The sequence below is a fragment of the Chitinophaga pinensis DSM 2588 genome (assembly GCF_000024005.1).
GTDB lineage: Bacteria > Bacteroidota > Bacteroidia > Chitinophagales > Chitinophagaceae > Chitinophaga > Chitinophaga pinensis.
Genome location: NC_013132.1, coordinates 6,262,135 through 6,282,072 on the forward strand (window position 1 = coordinate 6,262,135; position 19,938 = coordinate 6,282,072).

General features: G+C 47.1%; 25 protein-coding genes. 12 read left to right on the forward strand and 13 right to left on the reverse strand.

Going from position 1 to position 19,938, the window contains the following annotated elements; translation table 11 throughout:
- Positions 1-296: 296 nt before the first annotated feature.
- The 7 genes from CPIN_RS24850 (at position 297) to CPIN_RS24880 (ending at position 4,778) form a co-directional block, all read left to right on the forward strand.
- Positions 297-1,016, forward strand: a complete 720-nt coding sequence (locus tag CPIN_RS24850; RefSeq protein WP_012792612.1) for a pirin family protein — start codon at positions 297-299, stop codon at positions 1,014-1,016.
- An 82-nt stretch (positions 1,017-1,098) separates the two neighbouring features.
- Positions 1,099-1,674 (forward strand): nitroreductase family protein, encoded by a 576-nt coding sequence (locus tag CPIN_RS24855; protein ID WP_012792613.1) that lies wholly within the window; start codon positions 1,099-1,101, stop codon positions 1,672-1,674.
- A gap of 10 nt (positions 1,675-1,684) precedes the next feature.
- The gene (locus CPIN_RS24860) at positions 1,685-1,996 is read left to right on the forward strand and encodes a hypothetical protein (RefSeq protein ID WP_012792614.1); all 312 of its coding nucleotides are present in this window, start codon (positions 1,685-1,687) and stop codon (positions 1,994-1,996) included.
- Between the two features lie 23 nt (positions 1,997-2,019).
- Positions 2,020-2,880, forward strand: a complete 861-nt coding sequence (locus tag CPIN_RS24865) for a pirin family protein (protein ID WP_012792615.1) — start codon at positions 2,020-2,022, stop codon at positions 2,878-2,880.
- Positions 2,881-2,897: 17 nt separating this feature from the next.
- A complete protein-coding gene (locus tag CPIN_RS24870) occupies positions 2,898-3,830 on the forward strand; it encodes a ring-cleaving dioxygenase (RefSeq protein ID WP_012792616.1) in 933 nt (310 codons plus the stop codon).
- Positions 3,831-3,840: 10 nt separating this feature from the next.
- Entirely contained in the window at positions 3,841-4,143 is a 303-nt protein-coding gene (locus CPIN_RS24875; protein ID WP_012792617.1) for a GNAT family N-acetyltransferase, read from the forward strand.
- Positions 4,144-4,160: 17 nt separating this feature from the next.
- On the forward strand, positions 4,161-4,778 hold the full coding sequence (locus CPIN_RS24880) for an alpha/beta hydrolase (protein ID WP_012792618.1): 618 nt from the start codon (positions 4,161-4,163) through the stop codon (positions 4,776-4,778).
- A gap of 269 nt (positions 4,779-5,047) precedes the next feature.
- Here the strand turns inward: CPIN_RS24880 and CPIN_RS24885 are convergent, their stop codons facing one another.
- Entirely contained in the window at positions 5,048-5,632 is a 585-nt protein-coding gene (locus CPIN_RS24885; protein ID WP_012792619.1) for a Crp/Fnr family transcriptional regulator, read from the reverse strand.
- A 118-nt stretch (positions 5,633-5,750) separates the two neighbouring features.
- On the opposite strand from CPIN_RS24885, the gene CPIN_RS24890 reads away from it, so the two are divergent.
- From CPIN_RS24890 to CPIN_RS24900, 3 genes are all read left to right on the forward strand, one after another.
- Positions 5,751-8,198: an MG2 domain-containing protein gene (locus CPIN_RS24890; RefSeq protein ID WP_012792620.1), complete on the forward strand. Its 2,448-nt coding sequence runs from the start codon at positions 5,751-5,753 to the stop codon at positions 8,196-8,198.
- 447 nt (positions 8,199-8,645) lie between these two features.
- Positions 8,646-9,818, forward strand: a complete 1,173-nt coding sequence (locus CPIN_RS24895; protein WP_012792621.1) for an MFS transporter — start codon at positions 8,646-8,648, stop codon at positions 9,816-9,818.
- A 2-nt stretch (positions 9,819-9,820) separates the two neighbouring features.
- Positions 9,821-10,492, forward strand: a complete 672-nt coding sequence (locus tag CPIN_RS24900) for an HAD-IA family hydrolase (RefSeq protein ID WP_012792622.1) — start codon at positions 9,821-9,823, stop codon at positions 10,490-10,492.
- Positions 10,493-10,678: 186 nt separating this feature from the next.
- Here CPIN_RS24900 and CPIN_RS24905 read toward each other — a convergent pair whose 3' ends face one another.
- Positions 10,679-10,918 (reverse strand): hypothetical protein, encoded by a 240-nt coding sequence (locus tag CPIN_RS24905; protein ID WP_012792623.1) that lies wholly within the window; start codon positions 10,916-10,918, stop codon positions 10,679-10,681.
- 107 nt (positions 10,919-11,025) lie between these two features.
- Here CPIN_RS24905 and CPIN_RS24910 point away from each other — a divergent pair, with 107 nt between their 5' ends.
- Both CPIN_RS24910 and CPIN_RS24915 read left to right on the forward strand, forming a co-directional pair.
- The gene (locus tag CPIN_RS24910; RefSeq protein WP_012792624.1) at positions 11,026-11,631 is read left to right on the forward strand and encodes a DUF4142 domain-containing protein; all 606 of its coding nucleotides are present in this window, start codon (positions 11,026-11,028) and stop codon (positions 11,629-11,631) included.
- Between the two features lie 13 nt (positions 11,632-11,644).
- The gene (locus CPIN_RS24915; RefSeq protein ID WP_012792625.1) at positions 11,645-12,037 is read left to right on the forward strand and encodes an SPW repeat domain-containing protein; all 393 of its coding nucleotides are present in this window, start codon (positions 11,645-11,647) and stop codon (positions 12,035-12,037) included.
- A 1-nt stretch (position 12,038) separates the two neighbouring features.
- Here the strand turns inward: CPIN_RS24915 and CPIN_RS24920 are convergent, their stop codons facing one another.
- Genes CPIN_RS24920 through CPIN_RS24970 form a run of 11 tightly spaced genes read right to left on the reverse strand, consistent with a single transcriptional unit; the run spans position 12,039 to position 19,934 of the window.
- On the reverse strand, positions 12,039-12,437 hold the full coding sequence (locus CPIN_RS24920; protein ID WP_012792626.1) for a DUF6766 family protein: 399 nt from the start codon (positions 12,435-12,437) through the stop codon (positions 12,039-12,041).
- Complete coding sequence (locus tag CPIN_RS24925; RefSeq protein ID WP_012792627.1) at positions 12,424-13,404, reverse strand: TIGR03885 family FMN-dependent LLM class oxidoreductase; 981 nt, start codon at positions 13,402-13,404, stop codon at positions 12,424-12,426. Before CPIN_RS24925 ends, CPIN_RS24920 begins: the two co-directional genes overlap by 14 nt.
- 42 nt (positions 13,405-13,446) lie before the next feature.
- On the reverse strand, positions 13,447-13,698 hold the full coding sequence (locus tag CPIN_RS24930; RefSeq protein ID WP_012792628.1) for a hypothetical protein: 252 nt from the start codon (positions 13,696-13,698) through the stop codon (positions 13,447-13,449).
- A gap of 41 nt (positions 13,699-13,739) precedes the next feature.
- Positions 13,740-14,279, reverse strand: a complete 540-nt coding sequence (locus CPIN_RS24935) for a 4'-phosphopantetheinyl transferase family protein (protein WP_012792629.1) — start codon at positions 14,277-14,279, stop codon at positions 13,740-13,742.
- Positions 14,276-14,530 carry an acyl carrier protein gene (locus CPIN_RS24940; protein WP_012792630.1) on the reverse strand — a complete coding sequence of 85 codons (255 nt, stop codon included), beginning with the start codon at positions 14,528-14,530 and terminating at the stop codon, positions 14,276-14,278. Before CPIN_RS24940 ends, CPIN_RS24935 begins: the two co-directional genes overlap by 4 nt.
- Before the next feature lie 5 nt (positions 14,531-14,535).
- Positions 14,536-15,807, reverse strand: coding sequence for a beta-ketoacyl-[acyl-carrier-protein] synthase family protein (locus tag CPIN_RS24945; RefSeq protein WP_012792631.1), 1,272 nt, complete (start codon positions 15,805-15,807; stop codon positions 14,536-14,538).
- Positions 15,800-16,246 carry a 3-hydroxyacyl-ACP dehydratase FabZ family protein gene (locus CPIN_RS24950; protein ID WP_012792632.1) on the reverse strand — a complete coding sequence of 149 codons (447 nt, stop codon included), beginning with the start codon at positions 16,244-16,246 and terminating at the stop codon, positions 15,800-15,802. The genes CPIN_RS24945 and CPIN_RS24950 overlap by 8 nt, the downstream gene beginning before the upstream one ends.
- 3 nt (positions 16,247-16,249) lie before the next feature.
- Positions 16,250-17,047, reverse strand: a complete 798-nt coding sequence (locus CPIN_RS24955; protein WP_012792633.1) for an SDR family NAD(P)-dependent oxidoreductase — start codon at positions 17,045-17,047, stop codon at positions 16,250-16,252.
- Positions 17,041-18,093, reverse strand: a complete 1,053-nt coding sequence (locus CPIN_RS24960; RefSeq protein WP_012792634.1) for a type III polyketide synthase — start codon at positions 18,091-18,093, stop codon at positions 17,041-17,043. Before CPIN_RS24960 ends, CPIN_RS24955 begins: the two co-directional genes overlap by 7 nt.
- Entirely contained in the window at positions 18,090-18,803 is a 714-nt protein-coding gene (locus tag CPIN_RS24965; protein WP_012792635.1) for a methyltransferase domain-containing protein, read from the reverse strand. The genes CPIN_RS24960 and CPIN_RS24965 overlap by 4 nt, the downstream gene beginning before the upstream one ends.
- 6 nt (positions 18,804-18,809) lie before the next feature.
- Positions 18,810-19,934: an NAD(P)/FAD-dependent oxidoreductase gene (locus CPIN_RS24970; protein ID WP_012792636.1), complete on the reverse strand. Its 1,125-nt coding sequence runs from the start codon at positions 19,932-19,934 to the stop codon at positions 18,810-18,812.
- Positions 19,935-19,938 lie beyond the last annotated feature (4 nt).

Here is a 19,938-nt window from a genome sequence, read left to right on the forward strand (position 1 = left end):
CCAGTCGGCCAGGCCTGTTCCTTCCTTGAGTTAAACAAATGAAATGTTGATTGGTTTCTAAATCCTGTTGAATTAACCTTTTCTTATGACCGGCTGCAGGATAAAATTAGCGCATGTACTCCCGAGGGCCAATGATGGCCATCAGGCGCAAATATATTTGTAATCAGGCCCTTATGCCCCTACAGCCACACCGGCTGTCCCTCAGCTCCTTCCTCCCCGGCGATTTCTTAAGCTACATTAATGGATTGCTGTGAGATACCGGCGTATATTTGTTGCAACATATAAAACACCGAATCATGGCAAATACGATATTACATAAGGCAGACACCCGCGGACATGCAGACCACGGTTGGTTAGACAGCCACCATACCTTCAGTTTTGCTAATTACTATAATCCCGAAAGGATGCAGTTTGGCGCACTGAGAGTATTGAATGATGACGTGGTAGCCGGAGGACGGGGTTTTGATTCCCATCCTCATGATAATATGGAAATTATCAGCATTCCGCTCGAAGGCGCGCTGGAACATAAAGACAATCTCGGCAATACCGTAATCACTGAAGCCGGAGAGATACAGGTAATGAGCACCGGTACCGGTGTATTTCACAGTGAATACAATGCCTATCCTGATAAAACCGCCCGTTTCCTGCAGATCTGGCTGTTTCCCAATCAGCTGAACGTAACACCCCGCTATGACCAGGCGAAGATCAATATCGCTGACAGGAAGAATATCCTGCAACAGCTGATCTCTCCTGATAAAAACGGAGAAGGTACCTGGCTCTATCAGGATGCCTGGTTCTATATGGGCCGCTTCGATAAAGGCATCACTACAGAGTACGCAGTGAAAAAACCGGGCAACGGCGTCTATTTCTTCGTGATCAGCGGGTCATTTGCTGTCAACGGACAGGAACTGAACGCCAGAGATGGATACGGTATAACTGATCCTGGGCAACTCAATATCACCGCACTGGAAAAAAATGCCGAGCTGCTTGTGATAGATATACCTTTATTCAGTTGAAATCGACAAGTCATTGCCTGAAAAGCATGATTTGTTACATATACCTTTGCTTAACGTAAACATTAAATATAAACTAAAGAACATGTCTATTAAGATTGCCAATACACAATACGATGTAATTGATCTGATTAAAAACAGATGGAGCCCTCGTTCCTTCTCTACAAAAGATATAAGTGCGGCAACGCTTGAGACCATCCTCGAAGCCGGTTCATGGGCGCCAAGTGCGAACAATACCCAGCCCTGGAGGTTTATATATGCTTTACGTGGTACACCTGGTTTTGACAAATTGCTGGCTACATTAGCACAGGGTAACCAACCCTGGGCAAAAAATGCAGCCGCACTGGTAGCAACCGTGGGTATCCGTGAAACGCCTGACACCCAGCAGAAGAATCATTACTTCATGCACGACGTCGGTATGGCTACCTCCTTCATGCTGTTACAGGCACTGAACATGGAAATATATGCGCACGTAATGGCAGGATTCAATAAACAGCAGTTTGCTGAAACCGCTGGTCTGGGCGCTAACGAAGAAGCCGTATCCATTGTAGCACTGGGTTATATCGACAGCGCGGAAAAACTGGAAGAACCTTATAAAACAAGGGAATTAACTGCCAGAAGCCGTAATCCGATTGCAACGATCGCTGCTCACCTCGACTAAATCAACTGATATGGATACGCAACAACTGCACATCCTTGCGATAGGAAGAAATGCCGAGATCATGACAGTAATGCAACGCCTGCTGAACGCACCGGAGAACTGGAAAGGACTGGCGGTGACGACAGACGAAGCCGCACTGGCTGCCTTTGACCAGACATCATTTGATATCGTTTTGTTGTGCGCAGGGGTCACACCTGATGAAGAAGCGGCACTGACCGCCCACTTCTTACAACACGCTCCCGATGTCATCGTGAAAAGACACTTTGGTGGCGGCAGTGGTTTATTAAAGAACGAAATATTATACGCCCTGGAGCACAGATAACACTCCGGTAAAAAATAGCTGCTATGAAAAAGAATATTGCACACATCCTTGCAGGAAGAGCAAAAAACATCACCCCTACACAGACGGTATTACAACCATTACCTCACCAGGATTTCCGTTTTGCCAACCCGTTTATCGTGTTGCACCACGGCGGACCAGACATCATTCCTCCGGGATCTGATGAAAGGATCCATCCCCATCCTCACCGTGGTTTTGCACCCGTAACCTTCCAGTTACAGGGACAGGCACACCACAAGGATACCACCGGTAATGACCAGTTACTGAATGCGGGCGATGCGCAATGGATGTTTGCAGGAAAGGCCATCCTCCACAGTGAAGGCCCTTCAGAGCAGATGCATAAAGAAGGCGGTACAATAGAAATATTGCAGTTATGGATCAATGTACCCGCTGCACATAAATGGGATGATCCCCGTTACAAGTTTGTACGGAAAGAAGACATGCCCAGGATCTTTGAACAGGACGGTGTCAACATAAGGCTTGTAAGCGGCGCATTCGAAGGCCAGACAGGGCCGGTGAATATCTCTTTTACACCTGTTATTTCAGCAGTAGGTGAAATCGCCGGTGGAAAAGAAATAGAGTTTAACGTCACAGAAAACTACTGGACCCTGCTCTACGTCGCACATGGACGTGTGACCATCGACGATATCACCCCTGTTGCAGAACATCATCTGATCGTATTCAACAGGGAAGGCAGCACCTTCTCTGTAGCTGCCAATGAGGACAGTCAGATCCTGTTCCTCTCTGCTGAAGTAATTGACGAACCAGTGGCTGCTAAAGACAATTTCGTGATGAACACGAAAGAAGAAGTTGACCAGGCAATAGAAGATTATAAGAACGGACGCTTTGGCACATTGGCGTATTAACTTTTAAAACATTTATTATGGAAGATAGAATATTAGGTCTGCACCACATTACAGCGATTGCTGATAATGCTAAAAGAAACCTTCAGTTTTATACAGATACACTAGGGGTTCGTTTTGTAAAGAAGACAGTGAACTTCGACGATCCCGGTACATATCACTTCTATTTCGGTGACGAACACGGTACTCCCGGCACCATCCTCACATTCTTCCCATGGGAAGGCATCGGTCGCGGTAACACCGGTACCGGTATGGCCACAGAGATCGGTTATTCCGTTCCAGCAGGCAGCCTTGATTTCTGGGCTGACCGCTTCGCCGCTAAAAATGTGGTACATGGTCCTGTAGCAGAAAGATTCGGTGAACTGTACCTGCCATTCGAAGATCCCGATGGACTGAAATTAAACCTGATCGTGCCTAAAAATGCAGACAACCGTACTGGTTGGGAAACGGCGGAAGTAAAAGCGGCCCACGCCACCAAAGGCTTCCACAGCATCGTACTGAACCTCAGAAGTATCGGTCCGACAGCTAATATCCTGACAGACGTACTGGGTTATAAATTCCTGGAACAGGAAGGTAACCGTCACCGTTTCATTACTGACGCCGTACAGGAAGCTGCTATCGTAGACCTGATCGAATCTCCGAAAGAATCTGCCGGTAAAGGCGGTGGCGGTACTAACCACCACGTTGCTTTCCGTGTGGCAAATGACGAGGTGCTGATGCAGTTCAGAGATAAAGTCCTGAAAAAAGGTCTCAATATCACCCAGAAAATCAACCGCGATTATTTCTACTCCCTGTATTTCAGAGAACCAGGCGGCGTACTGTTTGAACTGGCGACCAACAACCCCGGTTTTACCGTAGACGAACCGCTGGAACAACTGGGACAAAACCTGAAACTGCCGGTACAGTATGAATCTATCCGCGCAGATATCGAAAAAGTATTACCAGCGCTTTAATCTGAATAAAATGGATGAAGTAGTAATCAGGCTCAATGCCAAAAAACACGGCGCCTTCTATCTAATGCATGAAGGTGAACAGGCCGGTGAAATGGTGATCGGTATAGACGGCGACGTACTCACCGCCTATCATACAGAGATAATGCCCCAGGTCGAAGGTAAAGGCCTGGCCAGAATCCTGATGAATGGAATGGTGACCTACGCCCGTGAACACAACCTGAAAGTCAGACCATTGTGTGCTTATGTGCACGCACAGTTCAAAAAACATCCCGAAGAGTTTGCGGACATCTGGCTGAAACAGGAAGGAGAATAATCCAGATAATTGAACTTATGCATACCAAGAATATAATAACAGCAGGGAAAAAGACGACAGAAGCAAAGAAAGCGCTGATCATGATACATGGTCGTGGTGGTAGTGCGGAAGACATCCTCACACTGGCCAACTACCTGAACGTAAAGGACTATGCGCTGTTAGCCCCGCAGGCTACCGGTCATACATGGTACCCCTATTCGTTCCTCATGCCACCAGCTCAGAATGAACCATGGCTGTCTTCCGCACTGAGTGTGCTGAAAGAAGTGGTGGACGATGTAGTGGCAGACGGTATCGCAGCAGAAAATATCTATTTCCTCGGATTCTCCCAGGGCGCCTGTCTGACCCTGGAATTCATCACCCGTAACGCGGCTAAATATGGTGGTACGGTAGCCTTTACCGGTGGACTGATCGGCGATCAGCTCTATCCGGAGAACTACAGCGGGAATTTCAACGGAAGCCCGGTATTTATTGGTACCAGTAATCCCGATCCGCATGTACCGGTTGACCGTGTAAAAGCCACAGAGAAAGTGCTGAAGGACATGGGCGCTGATATTACGGTCAATGTGTATAATAACATGGGACATACCATCAGTCAGGAAGAGATAAACTGGGCGAATCAACTCGTCTTTAAATAAGGAAGACGCATCTTTCAATTAGGAATTAGGAATTAAGAATTAAGAATTCAAATGCAGGGGAGATCGTTGAGTAGGTGAAGCGAGTTGAGTGTAATGTGTTGTTGAACCGGCGTTTTTCCCTGCATCCTGATTTTGACTATAAATACAAAGGGTGTCTGCCATATGGCGGACACCCTTTGTATTTATCCTAATTTTCACTATTTCAATTGGAGCAAATAAATCAATAAACACACATTTTCAACCAATTCTTAATTCCTAATTCTTAATTCCTAATTTCCTTTCCTGTACATCGTACTCCTCACCTTACTCAAAAACTCCGGCGATACACCGATATACCGTGCAATATGATGCTGCGGAATACGTTGTACAATAGCAGGATATCTTTCCATAAAAGCGAGATAACGTTCCTCTGCCGTCTGGGAGATAGAAGCATAAATACGCTGCTGCATCACACTGGCCGTACGTTGTAACAATATCCTGAACAGTCTTTCAAACTTAGGCACTTTCAGATACAGCAGGTTTTTATTCTCAAAGGTGATGGTCAGCAGTTCACAGTCCTCCAGCGTCTCAATATTTTGTCTTGAGGGCTGTTGCTCAGAGAAACTGGCCAGGTCAGCTACCCACCAGTCCTCTATAGCAAAGGTCAGATTGGTTTCGGCGCCCTGTTTGTCCACATAAAAGGTACGCACACACCCTTTAAGGATATATGCCTCATAATCACAGACTTCCCCTTCTCTCAGGAGAAAACTTTTCTTTTTCACTTTCCTGTGTTCCAGGAGAGAATGGAAGATCTCCAGCTCTTCCGGCGTGAGCTGAATAAACCTGGCAACGAATTGGTCAATTGGGCCGAACATAGTAAATTGATGGGCGGTTTTCTTAAATTTTACTTAAATGCTTACTTTCATCCGCAATAATAAGCAAAGCACTTAGTTTTTGACCGTAAATTAGATAGTTATTAATAAATCGTCCCGCATGGAATTTTCATCAATAAGAAAGTACACCCGACTAAAATGGATTATCCCTATCTGTTCTGCAGGCGTGCTTACAGCATTCTCCCTGTTGCCGGCTGACGACTGGCAGGATAAGGTTACAAATGCATTGGCACTGTTTGGAAAGCGTTACCCACAGGAAAAAGTATACCTGCATTTTGACAAAGACATCTATGCCTCCGGCGAAACGATGTGGTTCAAGGCATATATCATGCTTCAGAATCAGCCCTCTCTGACGGCTTCCATCCTGTATGTGGAGTTGCTGGATAAGGACGGGAATGTAGTCACTAAAAAAAGGCTGCCTGCTCAGGGCGCTGCCGCAGCTGGTGACTTTGAGTTGCCCGAAACCCTGAAATCCGGTCAGTACCAGGTCAGGGCATATACTGCCTGGATGCTGAACTATGACCAGTCCTTCCTTTTCTACAAGAATATCGAAATACTGGACCCTTCTAAAAAGGTGACAGTACCGGCAAAGGATACGGCCAAAGCCGACTTTGCGGTACAGTTCTTCCCGGAAGGGGGTAATATGCTGGCAAACAATGCTGGTCTGGTAGCCTTCAAAGCCATTGATCAGAATGGCTTCCCGGTAGCCATCGCCGGTACGGTACAGAACAGCAGGAAAGAAACCGTAGCAGAGATCAAAACCATCCATGATGGTATGGGTACGTTCGAACTGACGCCCGCCGCTGGTGAACAATACCGTGCGGTCGTGAAAGTAGGCGCCGGTCAGCAGAAAACATTTGACCTCCCCGCAGCAAGCACCGAGGGTGTAGCCCTGAAGCTCTACAACAGAGGTAACCGTGTTTTCTACCAGGCTACCCTGGCCAACCCGGATGATACCACCTACCGCAGGATGATGGTCATCGGTCAGGTACAGAACCAGCTTGTATATAAAGCACTCCTCGATGTAGGAGAAGGCCGTATCAGCGGTTTCATTCCTACACAGGGACTGCCGACTGGTATCGTACACGTGACCCTGTTCAGCGACAAAGGACTGCCGGTTTCCGAGCGACTGGCCTTTGTACGGAAAGCAGACCAGATTGACCTCAGCTTCATGAACGCGGAGATCACTACTACGCCGAGAGGAAAGAGCTCCATCGAGCTGTTTGCACCGGATAGTATGCAGAGTACCATGTCCGTCTCTATTACAGATGCCGACCAGGTACTGAAAGATCCGGATGAACACAATATCCTGTCTACCTTCCTGATGACTTCCGACCTGAAAGGATATGTCTATAATCCGGCCTGGTACTTCAGAGATACCGCCAAAGCAACAGTCGATGCGATCGACCTGGTGATGCTGACAAACGGATGGAGCAGATTCAGCTGGAAAAAGATCCTCAATAATGACATGCCACAGCTGAAGTTCCCTTATGAACAGGGCATGTCCATCAAGGGTACAGCCGTAACCAATACCGGCCGTTATCCGGCAGCAGGTGGTAAAGTGGACTTTATCTTCAAAAACCCGCTGGATAGCAGCACCTCCTTCTCTTCTGCCGAAGTAAATGATAAAGGAGAGTTTGAAATTCCAAATATCCAGTTCATGGATACCGTCCTGGTATTCTTCCAGGGGAATGACAAACAGCGCAAAAAAGATGTGCAGGTGACCTTCGATAAACACTTCTTCGATATCAATCAGCCGGTAAGCACGCCTTATCCTGTCCGTGTACCACTGGGACTGGATAACGCAGCCATGAGCCGTTTCCTGATCACTGCCAATGAAAGCAATAAGGTCAACAGATCTATCACCAATAAAACCGTTTACCTGAAAGAGGTGAACATCCGTGATAAAAAGATCACGCCACAGCAGACGACCGAGCAGCGTTATACCTCCGGGATGTTCTCTTCCGGCGATGGTTATACCTTCGACCTGACCAAAGAAACACCTTTCCAGCTGAACGTATTCCAGTACCTGCAATCCAGAGTGGCAGGTCTGAATATCACCGGCGATCTTAACAACCCTGCCTTGTCATGGCGCGGGGGTAAGCCTTCATTGTACCTGAACGAAATGCCAACCGACGTAAGTATGCTGGCAAACGTGAACGTCAATGACATTGCGTTGGTGAAAGTATTCCGTCCGCCGTTTATGGGTGGTTTCGGTGGTGGCGCCGGTGGTGCAATTGCCGTATACACCAAGAAAGGTGGCGATAACCAGGGCGATCAGACCATCCGTGGTTTCGAGCGTATGAAGAAAGCAGGTTACAGCCTGGTGAAAGAGTTCTATTCACCTGACTACGCCGTGAAGAAAGAAGTACATGAACTGCCTGACAAACGTCTGACCCTGTACTGGAACCCTTACATTTCTGTAGATTCCATTACTTATGCCAGGACGATCCAATTTTATAATAATGACTTCTCTAAACGTTTCCGTATTGTAGTAGAAGGTATTACTGCGGATGGACGTGTGGGACGTGTGGAACAGGTCTTTTAGACAATTAAGAATTAGGAATTAGGAATTAAGAATTGGCATGCAAATGCCTGTTTACGATCTGATTTTCTTAAATGAATAATACACGGGCGCTTCGGTAATGAGGCGCCCGTTGCCTTTATTACAATATCAGTTCATCAGGGCCGGCTTGCTCCAAGGGCATATTTATCTACGTTCTTTTATCCGAAACCTTCTCCCCTTACCCATCAGGGAACCTGCGCTCCGCCCAGCCCTGATTACTCCCCCATATCTTCCCTATACATCCTCTCCACCCTCCCTCCGCTGCATTCCAATTCTTAATTCTTAATTCCTAATTCCTAATTAATTTTACCCCATAACAACCACTCCTCCGATTATTCCCCATATCTTCCCTATACATCCTCTCCATCCTCCCTCCGCTGCATTCCAATTCTTAATTCTTAATTCCTAATTCCTAATTAATTTTACCCTATGACAACCACTCCCAGGTCCGCCCGGCTCGCGACCGCTGCCTTTTTCTTCATCTCCGGCTTCAGTTTTTCCAGCTGGGCGTCCAGGATACCTGATATTCAACGTCAACTTTCCTTAAACAAGGCCCAATTAGGCTTCTACCTGTTTGCACTGCCGATCGGCCTGGTATTGACGCTGCCGGTTACCGGTTACCTTTTACAGCGGCATAGCAGCCGGAATATTATGATGATCGGGGTATTGGTCTTCAATCTGATGCTGGCAATGATCGGGGTTGTAAATGAGCCCTGGCAGCTGGGGCTGGTGCTTTTCTGCTTCGGTTCCTCCCGGAATCTGATGAATATTTCTGTAAATGCACAATCTGTTGCCGTCCAGGCATTGTATAATCGGTCAATAATTACTACTTTTCATGGAGTATGGAGCCTGGCAGGTTTTGCTGCCGCAGCAGTAGGTGCTGTGATGGTCGATGTGAAGATAACACCGGCCTGGCATTTCCTGGTAGTGGCGATATTGATGACCATCATGGGTTTTCTGGCATTCCCGGACAGTCCGCATGAACCGCCCAGGAAACAGGCCGATACCAAACGTTTTATCTGGCCCGACAAACACCTGATGAAGTATGGGCTGATATCATTTGCCGTCATGGCATGTGAGGGGACAATGTACGACTGGAGCAATATCTTCTTCCAGGAAGCAGTACATCCGCCGGAGAAACTGATCGCCGCCGGCTATGTCATTTACATGATTGCCATGAGTACCGGACGTTTTACCGGAGACAGGCTTGTCAACCGCCTGGGTATACCAACCATGATCAGGTACAGCGGCATACTGGTTCTCTGCGGATTCCTGGTGTCAGCTGTGTTACCGCATACGCTCTCTGCCAGTATCGGTTTTATGATGATCGGTTTCGGTGTTTCCTGTGTGGTGCCGCTGGTACTGCGGATGGCCACTATGAACACCAGCTTGAGCAGTGGTGCTGCCATTGCGGCCGTCTCTACCGTAGGCTATATGGGATTCCTGGTGGTACCGCCTGTAGTCGGTTTTCTGGCCGAAGGTTTAGGTATCAGATGGGCATTCGCCGTAATGGCCCTTTTTGGTGTACTGATCACCGTCCTGATATTACAGATAAAAGAAACAACACAAAAAACTACATTAACAGATAATCTAAAATCGTAAACATGCAAAAGCCCGGATGTATCATATTTGACTGTGACGGCGTATTGGTAGATAGTGAAGTGATTGGCGTAAGAGTACTTTTAGATATGGCATCCGAATATGGCGTGACCATGGACCTGCAGGAAGCTGTAGAAGAATTCAGCGGCATCCGGCTGAAAGAAGGGATCAAAATGTTACAGCAAAAAGCGCACAGCCCCTTTCCTGAGGACTTTGAGCAGGCCTTCCGTAAACGTTCGTATGAAGTCTTTAAGACGGAAATGCGCCCTGTAAATGGTATTAAAACCATACTTGATAGCCTTACCATGCCTTTCTGCGTTGCCTCCAGCGGCCCCCTAGAAAAGATGAAACTGAATCTTACAATTACCGGCCTGCTACCCTATTTTGAAGAAGGTGACAGGATCTTCAGCGGTTATCAGATCAATAGCTGGAAACCGGATCCGGGTATCTTCCTGTATGCAGCAGAACAAATGGGCTTCTCTCCTGCAGCATGTGTCGTGATCGAAGACAGTAAGGCAGGTGTGATTGCAGCACAAAGAGGCGGATTCAAAGTATATGGTTATGCAAAACCATTCAACGGCGAAGAACTCAGAAAAGAAGGGGCCACCATTTTTTATGATATGAAGGAATTATTAAACATCCTTCACTTAAATAATACGGCGGTACAACTCCCTTAAACTATATTTTTCGCCATCAGTCCGGCATACAGCTGTAACAGACGAATCCTTGCCACTACACACATGAAACCACTAAAGCAGTCAGCTGATACGTGTACACAAGGAAACACTTCTATGTAAATATCTCTCATAAAAAAAAGTCCGGAGCTCCTACAGCTTCGGACTTTTTACACTACTGTTCTCCTTTTAGTCATGTCCTTCTGTCTTCACGATCTTATTGTAAATACCTAATAACAAAAACGGCGCAGCCCACTGTCCTACAAACAGACTGACATGCTTCTGTTTTAGGCATTGTAATGCCAGTGATACGCCCATAGCGCCTACTGCTGCCCACAAAAAAGTATCCGATGGCAGCTTGGCTGTCTGTTGCTCTATTGCCTTTGCCACTTTCCCTTCTTCATGGCCCTGGTTAAGTACTGAACTCATATGCATGGTTTTTTGGTGATAGAATCATGTTATGATTATCAGTTGATAAAACTATGCCAGCAAAGTGATGGTACCCTTTTTGAGCCACATCTGTAAAATTAAAAGAGATGAAAACACTAACCGTTGGGCTGATTACTGCCATGTTACTTTATGCATGCGGCGGAAATGATAGCAAAAGCCAGGAGGAAGCCAGTAAAGACAGCACCAGTGCAATGTCGGAAAGCATGGACCATATCAGCAATGCAGCCGTTAACTTCGCTACAAACGTCGCTAATGCCAATCTGAAGGAAATTGAACTGGGAAAACTCGCGCAAAAGAATGCGAATTACAGCCGGTTAAAAGATTTTGCACAGAAGATGATTACGGCACATACCCAATCGAACGAAGAGCTGCAAAAAGCCTGTTTTAGCGCCGGTGTTACTTTACCGAACGGGTTATCTGAACAGGACCATAAAGATGTTGACGATATGGCAAAGAAAAAAGACAAGGCGTTTGACCGGGCCTATATCAAAGCCATGGTGAAAGAACACCAGGCTACAATGGAAAAGCTGGATGTCGCTGCGCATGACCTGAAAGATACCGCCCTGCAGCATTATGCGCAGAAAACATTGCCCATCGTCACGGCGCACCTGGAAGAAGCTAGAAACATACTGGAAGACGTGCGTAAAAACTATGCGCCCGATCAGTTTGACGATGTAGAATCTTATCAATAGTAAATTACACCATATGCCATTCATCAGCACCAAAACACACGCACTGCTCGACTACACATCCGGGATACTGCTGGTCGCCACCCCCTGGGTGTTTGCTTTCCATGATGGATCTACCGCCCACTGGATATCCGTTATCTACGGCATCGCGATCCTGTTGATATCTGTTATCACCAACTATGAAGGAGGCTTCCTCCGCATCATCAGTATGAGAACCCACCTCACAATAGACGTCATTGCAGGTATACTGCTGATGGCATCGCCATGGTTACTAGGTTTCGCCGACAGGATATTTCTGCCACACCTGATTATTGGAAGCTTTGAAGTGTTAATCGGATTACTAACCGACCGGACTCCATTTCTCCTGGGAAAGGAAATGTCAGTAAGAACGGCACATCATTTCAAATAATTCACTGCTCCGGATATTTTTCCTTCCAGGCGGCGAGCATTTGTTCTGCTTTTTCCGGTTCCAGCCGGCGGATAATAAAGTCTATCTTTTCTTCCCGCCGGTCATCCCCCTCTTTTGACTGGGAAGAACCACAATACCACAGGACAGCAAGCCCGGCTACCTGCCATATTAATTGAAGGAATTCAGATTGCCAGTTCTCCATTGTGTCCCGCATCATCTCAGTAATATACTTAGCTGTCTCTACCGGCTGTCCGTGCGAGAGCTGTTCATCTACAAACACCTTCCAGCCAAAATACCAGTGCAGTACAGCCGATACCAGGAAGAAAGCCAGGGTAAACCATAAATAGCCTTTTCTTTCCAGATGGAATACTTCTTTGTACCTGTAGTCATGATTTTTCATTTTTGGGTAAACGAATATGGGGTAGAACTTTATCACCGAAATCACGGATAAAACGCTCCTGGTCGCGGTGAACATTATGTAGGATGACGCGATCAAAACCAAGATCCACGTAACGTTGAATGGCGCTCATACACTCTTCGGCACTGTCCGTAATAAGCATTTTCTCCGCAACATCTTCCGGTTTCACGTAATCAGCAGCACTGTCAAATTGGGTAGGTCTGCTAAGATCATTGAGGACTTCGGGTGCAAAGAAATTTGTACGCCACTGGTCGTAAGCGGCATCCATTGCTTCCTTTTTTGTTGCTGCATAAGAAAATGCCATTTGCAGATAAACGGGTTTTCCTGCGCCACCATTATTGCGAAAAGCTTGCACAATCTGTGTCAGCTGTTCTTCGGCTGCATCTACTGTAATAAGACCATCTGCCCAGGCTCCTGCCCAAGCAGCGGTTTTAACTGAAAGCGCCGCAACCATCAAGGGTGGTGTAATGACGGGAAGTGTATAAAGTTTCGCTTCTTTGATCCGGATCAGACCATTATGCGTCACCATTTCTCCCTGTAACAGGCGTCGTATCAGCTGCGCACACTCCAGTAACCGTGCATTCCTCTCCTCTTTATGTGGCCATATATCGCCCGTAATACATTCATTCAGCGCTTCACCGCTGCCCAGTTCGACCGAATACCTGCCAGGAAACATTTCTCCCAATGTGGCAATAGCCTGTGCAACGATTGCCGGATGGTACCGTTGTCCGGGTGCACATACCATACTGAAGGGTAAGGTAGTCGCCTGCATGGCAGCAGCGATCCATGAAAAAGAAAAGCCGCTCTGCCCCTGCCGCTCACTCCATGGATGGAAATGATCGGAAGAGTGAACGGCGTGAAATCCGGCCTGCTCAGCTGCGATAGCATACTGTAATAAAGCAGAAGGCGGGTGTTGCTCGTGAGACGCATGGTAGGTGATCTGTGCCATATAAAACACCTTACCATCTCCATACCAAACTCACCCTATACATCAAGTTGCCTTGCCCTTCAGCTCCCAATGGTCCTTGATACGATTGCCCTCACGGTCATATTTCAGGGTACGGGCATAACGTTCCCCCCGGACATTGCCGTCAGCAGCTCTTTTACCGATAAAAAGTAAAATGGGATTGCCTTCTTCGTCTGTTTTAAAAGAGAGGTCATTTCCTCTGAATTCCATGTCTACCATGGTTGAAGGCGTGTACAGTTTTTCCAGTTTTTTGATAAGATCGTCGTTCAGTTTCATATGTCATGTCTTTACATGACCAGCTTCAAAAACTGCACCTTTTACAATTGAGCCTTTTTTCTGACAAGGCCATAGTACTCACCATGATGACTGATAGAAACAGGTACAGGGGAATCATTGTAACAGTTCATGATGTAAGGGATGCCGTCCTGGTTTTTCATCAGCGCACATTCTTCAAACAAATGTATTGGCCAACTACTGCCTGTATAAATATCCAGACTATCAAAGAAGATCTCGTGTGCGACTGCCACGGTATGTATACAGCTATCCTGTCTGTTACTGATAAAAGCGTAGCTTTTTGATTCGTGGAATATTTTGCCTGTAACAGAATGCCCCTGCTGATGTAATAATGTACAGTCAAATTTGACGGGATTATATACTCTGACATTCGTTACGCGGTTAACAATCTTATAAGCCGCCTCTTTACAGCTCCAGAGCAACCATACCATATCTGAAGGCTCGCTGGCCCCGCAGATCATCTCCTGCTCGGCAGCTGTAAAGATCTTGCCCAGATATCCCCTGCGCTGCCAGTTACTTTCCTGACAGGCCAGACGGAGATCTACAATGTCATTGCCGATCATTGTCCGCCGAGTTTGGCTTCAATGATCTCCATCGCCGATTTCACATTCAGCATATGTTCCATCGCTTCATTATCTATCACTATGTTGAATTGTTCTTCTACATCAAGTATCACATCTACCAGGTTAGCAGAGTTGATTTTCAGGTCCTTTACAAAATCCGTGTGTTCGTTGATGTTTTGTAAAGCATCCTGGTCTTTCGCATACGGTTTGACGATCTCTTTTAATTGTGCGATCAGCGTTTCTTTATCCATCGTTTTTATTTGTACTTCTTTAAAATCACGCAGGCATTCACATCTCCAAAGCCAAAGCTGGCCTTCGCGATCAAATTTAGTTCTTTATAGATCAACTGCCGGGGTATTTTTTCCGGGTCTACAATCGCCGTAATCTCCGGGTGCAGGTCTTCGCAGTTGATATTGGGGAATAAAAATCCTTCGTGTAATTGCAGTACGGCTGCTACCAGTTCGATACTGCCGGAACCACTCAGACAATGTCCTATCATACCTTTCAGCGCATTCAGGTAGGGGAAGTCCTTCCCTCTTCTATCCAGTGCAATACGCCAGTTCTCTACTTCCAGTGCATCCTTACCCGTGGCGGTCAGGTGACCGTTGATAGCATCTATCTCTGCAGCATCAATGCCTGCCGCCTTCACGGCTTCCCGGATACAACGCTGTACGGCAATACTATTGGGCGCTGTCATAGAACCATCGCCACGTTGTGCGCCTGAATTGACATGCCCTCCTAATACTTCCGCATAGATGGTAGCGCCTCTTTCCAGTGCGCTGTCCAGGGATTCCAGTAACAATGCACCTGCGCCGCTACCGGGTACAAAACCACTGGCAGAAGCACTCATAGGCCGGGAGCCCGCCGCAGGATGATCGTTATGTTTGAATGTGCAGACTTTCAATGCGTCGAAACCACCCCATATATATGGCCCTGCATCACTGGTACTACCTGCCAGCATTCTTTTTGCATAACCATTGCGGATACGGTCATAAGCCATCAGTACACTTTCCGCGCCCGTGGTACAGGCAGACGAATTGGTTGTTACCTGGTTGGCCAGAGCTAATTTACCTCCCAGCCATGCGCTGATACCACTGGCCATCGTTTGTGGTACGACCGTACTACCCAGGCGACGTACATTTAAAGCATCCACTTTGTAGATCGCTTCCCGCAGTTTATCTACACCGGCAGAACCTGCGCCGAAAACGGTACCACTATCCCAGTCTGGCGCCAGTTCCGGGCCTGTAGGTAATTGTGCATCTTTCCAGGCATCCATACCGGCTATCAGTCCGTAGAGAATACCATTGCTGTTAAAACTTCTCAGTTCCAGCGGATCAAGATATTGCAGTTGCAGGCTTTCCGGCACTTCGGGTTTTCCTGCAATCTGGCAGGAGAACTGCAAAGCCGCGAGCTCTGCATCATGACGGATACCGGAAGTACCTGTTTTGATCGCTTCCGTAAACGCAGGGATGCCAACGCCATTAGGCGCTGCTACGCCGAGACCGGTCACAACAACTCTTTTATTCATGTGGTTTGGTAATGATCATTCCGGCAATAACGCCACTGCATATGTCCTCCTGTGTTTCGTTTTTCATGGTCACCCGGCACTTCAGTTTACCGAAACGGAAGTATACTTTATCTGCTTCCACCGTTACTTTTTCTCCCGGAAAAACAGGACGCATAAATTCTATTTCGGTGGAGGTGAGTCCGAAGCTCATATTATCTCCCAACTCCTCTTCTCCCATCAGGTAAATACCCAGACAGACCAGTCCGATCTGTGCCGTCACTTCCGTAAGAATAACACCTGGCGTTACAGGATAACCTTTAAAATGTCCTTTATAAAAATCCAGGTCTTCCCGGAAAGTAAAATGTCCCTTTACTTTATCGCTGTCAATATGGTCCAGTCCATCGACAAAAAGAAAAGGAGCTGTAAAAGGGAGCTTGTCCAGGATTGCTTGTACAGTCATATATCAGCTGATATGTTCACCGCCGTTCACCGGTATCACCGCGCCATTGATCCAGGCTGCTTCATCCTTACATAAGAGGTAAACAGCATTGGCGATATCTTCGGGGCTTGTCAGCCGGTGAAATGGGTTACGTTGTTTTGTGTATGCGATCAATGCTTCACTACGGGGAATAGCCTGCAGGGAACGGGTGTCCGTCACGCCAGCCTGAATACAGTTTGCCCGTATACCGAGTGGTGCAAATTCCAGGGCCATATTACGGGTAATTGCTTCCAGTGCAGCTTTGGCAGCTGCTACGGCAGCATAATGTGCCCAGGCGCGGCTACTACCTTCACTGGTGAAAGAGAGTATACGGGCATCGGCAGCAAATAACTGCGCTTGTACTAATGCCTGTGCCCAGTCATATAGACTGATCGCCATACTGTCCAGCGTGATGCGGAAATCATCGCTACTTAGTACGGCGTTATCTGCAGGATACATCGCTTTCAGGTTGCCTTTTGCTATGCTGTGTACCAGTGTCCTGATACGTCCTTCATGCCCCATTGCGGCTTTCAAAGCCAGTATAATATCGTTTCTTTTTGCTGCTTGCAATGCGTCAGCATTAAAGCTGATTACTTCCACACCATTGGCGCGTATCGCATCGAATGCCTGGTTAATCCGTTCCATATCCACGCGTGGATCGCGGTGTACGATACAGATATGCATACCATGCTGTGCCAGTTTACGGGCCGTAGCCAGTCCAAGCCCATTGCTGCCGCCAAGTATCAGCGCCCAGTACTGGTGTGCAAGAAATTCTTTTACCATTGTAACAATATTCGCTGTGCAGAAAAACCGGGTCCGAAACTTAGCATCAGTCCTTTATCACCTGCCGGTACACCTCTGTCCATAAAGCGTTCCAGTACATACAGGACGGTCGCACTGGACATATTACCATATAAACGTAATACCTCCTTGGTATCGTCTATATTCTTTCCCATATCGCCAAACAGCTGCTCTACGGTCTGGATGATCTTCTTTCCACCGGGATGAAAGATCAGGTGTTCCACGTCTTCTATCCGGCAACCGTGTTTATCCAGAAATGGATGTACGATAGCTGGAAAGTGAGCGGCAATCGTGTCAGGTACTTCAACGTCGAGTACCATTTGCAGACCGGTATTGGTGAGCCGGAAGCCCATCATATGTTCTGCTTCGTAGAAATGGTACATGTCTTCACCGAGTATCTGCGGCCCCTCATCCTCTTCATGTGAAGACAGGATCACACAGGCGGCGCCATCACCAAAGATGGCGGCACTCACGATATTGGGCATGGAATAATCTTCCAGCTGAAAAGTAGCAGTGGGGGATTCTACGGCAATAACAGCCGCCCGTTTTCCGGGATTGGCCTGCAGGAATTTCTTTGCGTAGATCATACCGGAGATACCTGCCGCGCAGCCCATTTCTGTAACTGGCAAACGTACAATATCCTGGCGTAGTTGCAGGAGATTGATCAGGTAAGCGTCCAGTGAAGGAATCATGATACCCGTGCAACTCACGGTGATGATATAGTCAAGGTCCTGTGGCGCCAGTCCGGCTTTATTCAATGCACCTTCCAGGCACTGACGGCCGAGCTTCACCACTTCTCTGATATAGATATCGTTTTTCTCTTCGAAAGAAGTACTGGTAAATACTTCTTCTGGGCTCATGATAGAATAGCGTCTGTCAACAGCTGCATTCTCAAAGATCTTTTTAACTTTTCTTGCGAAACGGTCTTCCTGGCCGGACAACCAGACATCCAGAAAAGGCATGATCTCATCTGTACTTCTGGTATAAGGAGGTAAGGCTTTCGAAACTGCGGTTATTTTAACGCTCATACATTAGTAATTATCCATTGGTAACGGAAAGCCCATTTCCATTTGAGTGTATATTGATTGAAATTAAGTTTTTGTGACAGTTGTTCAATTTCTTTTCTTTTAAATCCCCTGAGTATGGAAATGAGGCCATCACTCTTTGCCATATTACCCAATCCGGCGATCCGGCTGAATACCTGGAACAAACGGTAAGCTACAGCACTTCTCTGAAGGTCGTTGATCACGATGCCTAAGGCTGCATTCCTTCTGAAGAGTGACATCAGTTTCAGGATCTGTTTTTCCTCAAAATGATGGAGCGTAAGCGTACATAAAGCGATGTCATACTGCATATTCCGGAACCCGTCCTGCATAATATCCATGCAATAGTAAGTGATTTCCGGATATTCTGCGGATAGTTCCCCCGCATAATCTACAGTGAACCGGTTAGCGTCAACACCTAGTAACCTTACCCGCCATTTACATTTACGGGCCAGTTTTGCCACTGACCGGAGCATATCCCCATTACCACAGCCGATATCGGCAATGGTGATCATTTTACCTTTAGGTACATGTTCCATCAATGCGCAGACGCCGTCCAGTGTAATCCTGTTCCCTCCCAATAACCTGTTGATATAAGCGATCTGGTCAAGGGTTTTTCGCAGCGTTTCTCCTTCCATATAGAAATCGTCCATTATTTCGGGAGCAAGGGTCCGCTGCTCTGTATTGACAAACATGTGTAACTAGTTGTTTAAAGGTTTTCCATGTGTTTGCCGGATAATCACCGGTAATAAGCCGGGAAATAGCATCAATCCCCTCATAGCTGCCGCCCCTAGTTGCTGTTTCCTGAATATGGCCGATAATAGTCTGCCAGCTGCCATTCTTTTCCCGAATGCCACATGCCATGTGCTGTTATACCCTCTTTCCAGTTCTTCCCTTGAAGAGACATTCCCGGAAAAGAAAGACAATAATTGTTCCGAAGCGATCTTGGCACTATGAATGGCCATTGCCATACCGTTCCCGCAGAGCGGGTGAATAAGTCCGGCGGTATCGCCCGTCATAAGAATATGCCGGTCTACCTTCCGTTTCTCTGCAAATGAGACCTGACTGATGCTCAGCGGTCGTTCAAAAAGCGGTGTACTGCTTTCAAAAACGGCTTTTAAATGCGGATTCCGGTATAATACTTCCTCCCGGTGCGCATCGATATTTTTATACTTTTTAAAAGTATCATAACTAACCAGGTAGCAGATATTGATGATATTATTCTCCACTTTGGAGACGCCACAATACCCGCCCATAAAATTGTGCAATGCCACCAGTCCGTCGGGAAAACTGCCTTCATAATGGCTTTTAACCGCCAGCCAGGGAGACTTCTGTACAGCGAAGTCCCTTTCCAGCTGCTGATCCAGGGCAGACCTTTTACCATAGGCGCCGATGACAAAACGGGCACTCAACACACTGCCGGCTCCCGTATTCACCTGGAAAGCGTCGTGCGCAAAGACAATGTCATTGACCGTATCTTCCAGTATCGTCCCACCAGCTGCCAATACCTTTTGCAGCAGGAAATGATCCAGGGCATAGCGGCTGATACCAAAACCGCCCAGGGGAAGCACAGATTCCACACTTTTACCGGAAACGGTTGATATACTAACCCTTTCAATACGGGCAGGCTGCAAAACGCCAGGATCGGCATCCAGCCATTGCAGGTAAGGCAGTACTTCGTTGGAGATATACTCTCCGCAAACCTTATGTTTCGGAAAGGCGTTTTTTTCAATGACAGTAACGCGCAACCCTGCACGCAACAGGTGCAAAGCACTGGTTAATCCGGCCAGCCCGCCTCCCACAATGATGATATCATTTACCGGCATTGGA

What these genes read in the sequence shown, in the direction of transcription:
- CPIN_RS24850 (WP_012792612.1), top strand. Translation starts at nt 297, where the DNA reads ATGGCAAATACGATATTACATAAGGCAGACACCCGCGGACATGCAGAC.
- CPIN_RS24855 (WP_012792613.1), top strand. Translation starts at nt 1,099, where the DNA reads ATGTCTATTAAGATTGCCAATACACAATACGATGTAATTGATCTGATT.
- CPIN_RS24860 (WP_012792614.1), top strand. Translation starts at nt 1,685, where the DNA reads ATGGATACGCAACAACTGCACATCCTTGCGATAGGAAGAAATGCCGAG.
- CPIN_RS24865 (WP_012792615.1), top strand. Translation starts at nt 2,020, where the DNA reads ATGAAAAAGAATATTGCACACATCCTTGCAGGAAGAGCAAAAAACATC.
- CPIN_RS24870 (WP_012792616.1), top strand. Translation starts at nt 2,898, where the DNA reads ATGGAAGATAGAATATTAGGTCTGCACCACATTACAGCGATTGCTGAT.
- CPIN_RS24875 (WP_012792617.1), top strand. Translation starts at nt 3,841, where the DNA reads ATGGATGAAGTAGTAATCAGGCTCAATGCCAAAAAACACGGCGCCTTC.
- CPIN_RS24880 (WP_012792618.1), top strand. Translation starts at nt 4,161, where the DNA reads ATGCATACCAAGAATATAATAACAGCAGGGAAAAAGACGACAGAAGCA.
- CPIN_RS24885 (WP_012792619.1), bottom strand. Translation starts at nt 5,632, where the DNA reads ATGTTCGGCCCAATTGACCAATTCGTTGCCAGGTTTATTCAGCTCACG.
- CPIN_RS24890 (WP_012792620.1), top strand. Translation starts at nt 5,751, where the DNA reads ATGGAATTTTCATCAATAAGAAAGTACACCCGACTAAAATGGATTATC.
- CPIN_RS24895 (WP_012792621.1), top strand. Translation starts at nt 8,646, where the DNA reads ATGACAACCACTCCCAGGTCCGCCCGGCTCGCGACCGCTGCCTTTTTC.
- CPIN_RS24900 (WP_012792622.1), top strand. Translation starts at nt 9,821, where the DNA reads ATGCAAAAGCCCGGATGTATCATATTTGACTGTGACGGCGTATTGGTA.
- CPIN_RS24905 (WP_012792623.1), bottom strand. Translation starts at nt 10,918, where the DNA reads ATGAGTTCAGTACTTAACCAGGGCCATGAAGAAGGGAAAGTGGCAAAG.
- CPIN_RS24910 (WP_012792624.1), top strand. Translation starts at nt 11,026, where the DNA reads ATGAAAACACTAACCGTTGGGCTGATTACTGCCATGTTACTTTATGCA.
- CPIN_RS24915 (WP_012792625.1), top strand. Translation starts at nt 11,645, where the DNA reads ATGCCATTCATCAGCACCAAAACACACGCACTGCTCGACTACACATCC.
- CPIN_RS24920 (WP_012792626.1), bottom strand. Translation starts at nt 12,437, where the DNA reads ATGAAAAATCATGACTACAGGTACAAAGAAGTATTCCATCTGGAAAGA.
- CPIN_RS24925 (WP_012792627.1), bottom strand. Translation starts at nt 13,404, where the DNA reads ATGGCACAGATCACCTACCATGCGTCTCACGAGCAACACCCGCCTTCT.
- CPIN_RS24930 (WP_012792628.1), bottom strand. Translation starts at nt 13,698, where the DNA reads ATGAAACTGAACGACGATCTTATCAAAAAACTGGAAAAACTGTACACG.
- CPIN_RS24935 (WP_012792629.1), bottom strand. Translation starts at nt 14,279, where the DNA reads ATGATCGGCAATGACATTGTAGATCTCCGTCTGGCCTGTCAGGAAAGT.
- CPIN_RS24940 (WP_012792630.1), bottom strand. Translation starts at nt 14,530, where the DNA reads ATGGATAAAGAAACGCTGATCGCACAATTAAAAGAGATCGTCAAACCG.
- CPIN_RS24945 (WP_012792631.1), bottom strand. Translation starts at nt 15,807, where the DNA reads ATGAATAAAAGAGTTGTTGTGACCGGTCTCGGCGTAGCAGCGCCTAAT.
- CPIN_RS24950 (WP_012792632.1), bottom strand. Translation starts at nt 16,246, where the DNA reads ATGACTGTACAAGCAATCCTGGACAAGCTCCCTTTTACAGCTCCTTTT.
- CPIN_RS24955 (WP_012792633.1), bottom strand. Translation starts at nt 17,047, where the DNA reads ATGGTAAAAGAATTTCTTGCACACCAGTACTGGGCGCTGATACTTGGC.
- CPIN_RS24960 (WP_012792634.1), bottom strand. Translation starts at nt 18,093, where the DNA reads ATGAGCGTTAAAATAACCGCAGTTTCGAAAGCCTTACCTCCTTATACC.
- CPIN_RS24965 (WP_012792635.1), bottom strand. Translation starts at nt 18,803, where the DNA reads ATGTTTGTCAATACAGAGCAGCGGACCCTTGCTCCCGAAATAATGGAC.
- CPIN_RS24970 (WP_012792636.1), bottom strand. Translation starts at nt 19,934, where the DNA reads ATGCCGGTAAATGATATCATCATTGTGGGAGGCGGGCTGGCCGGATTA.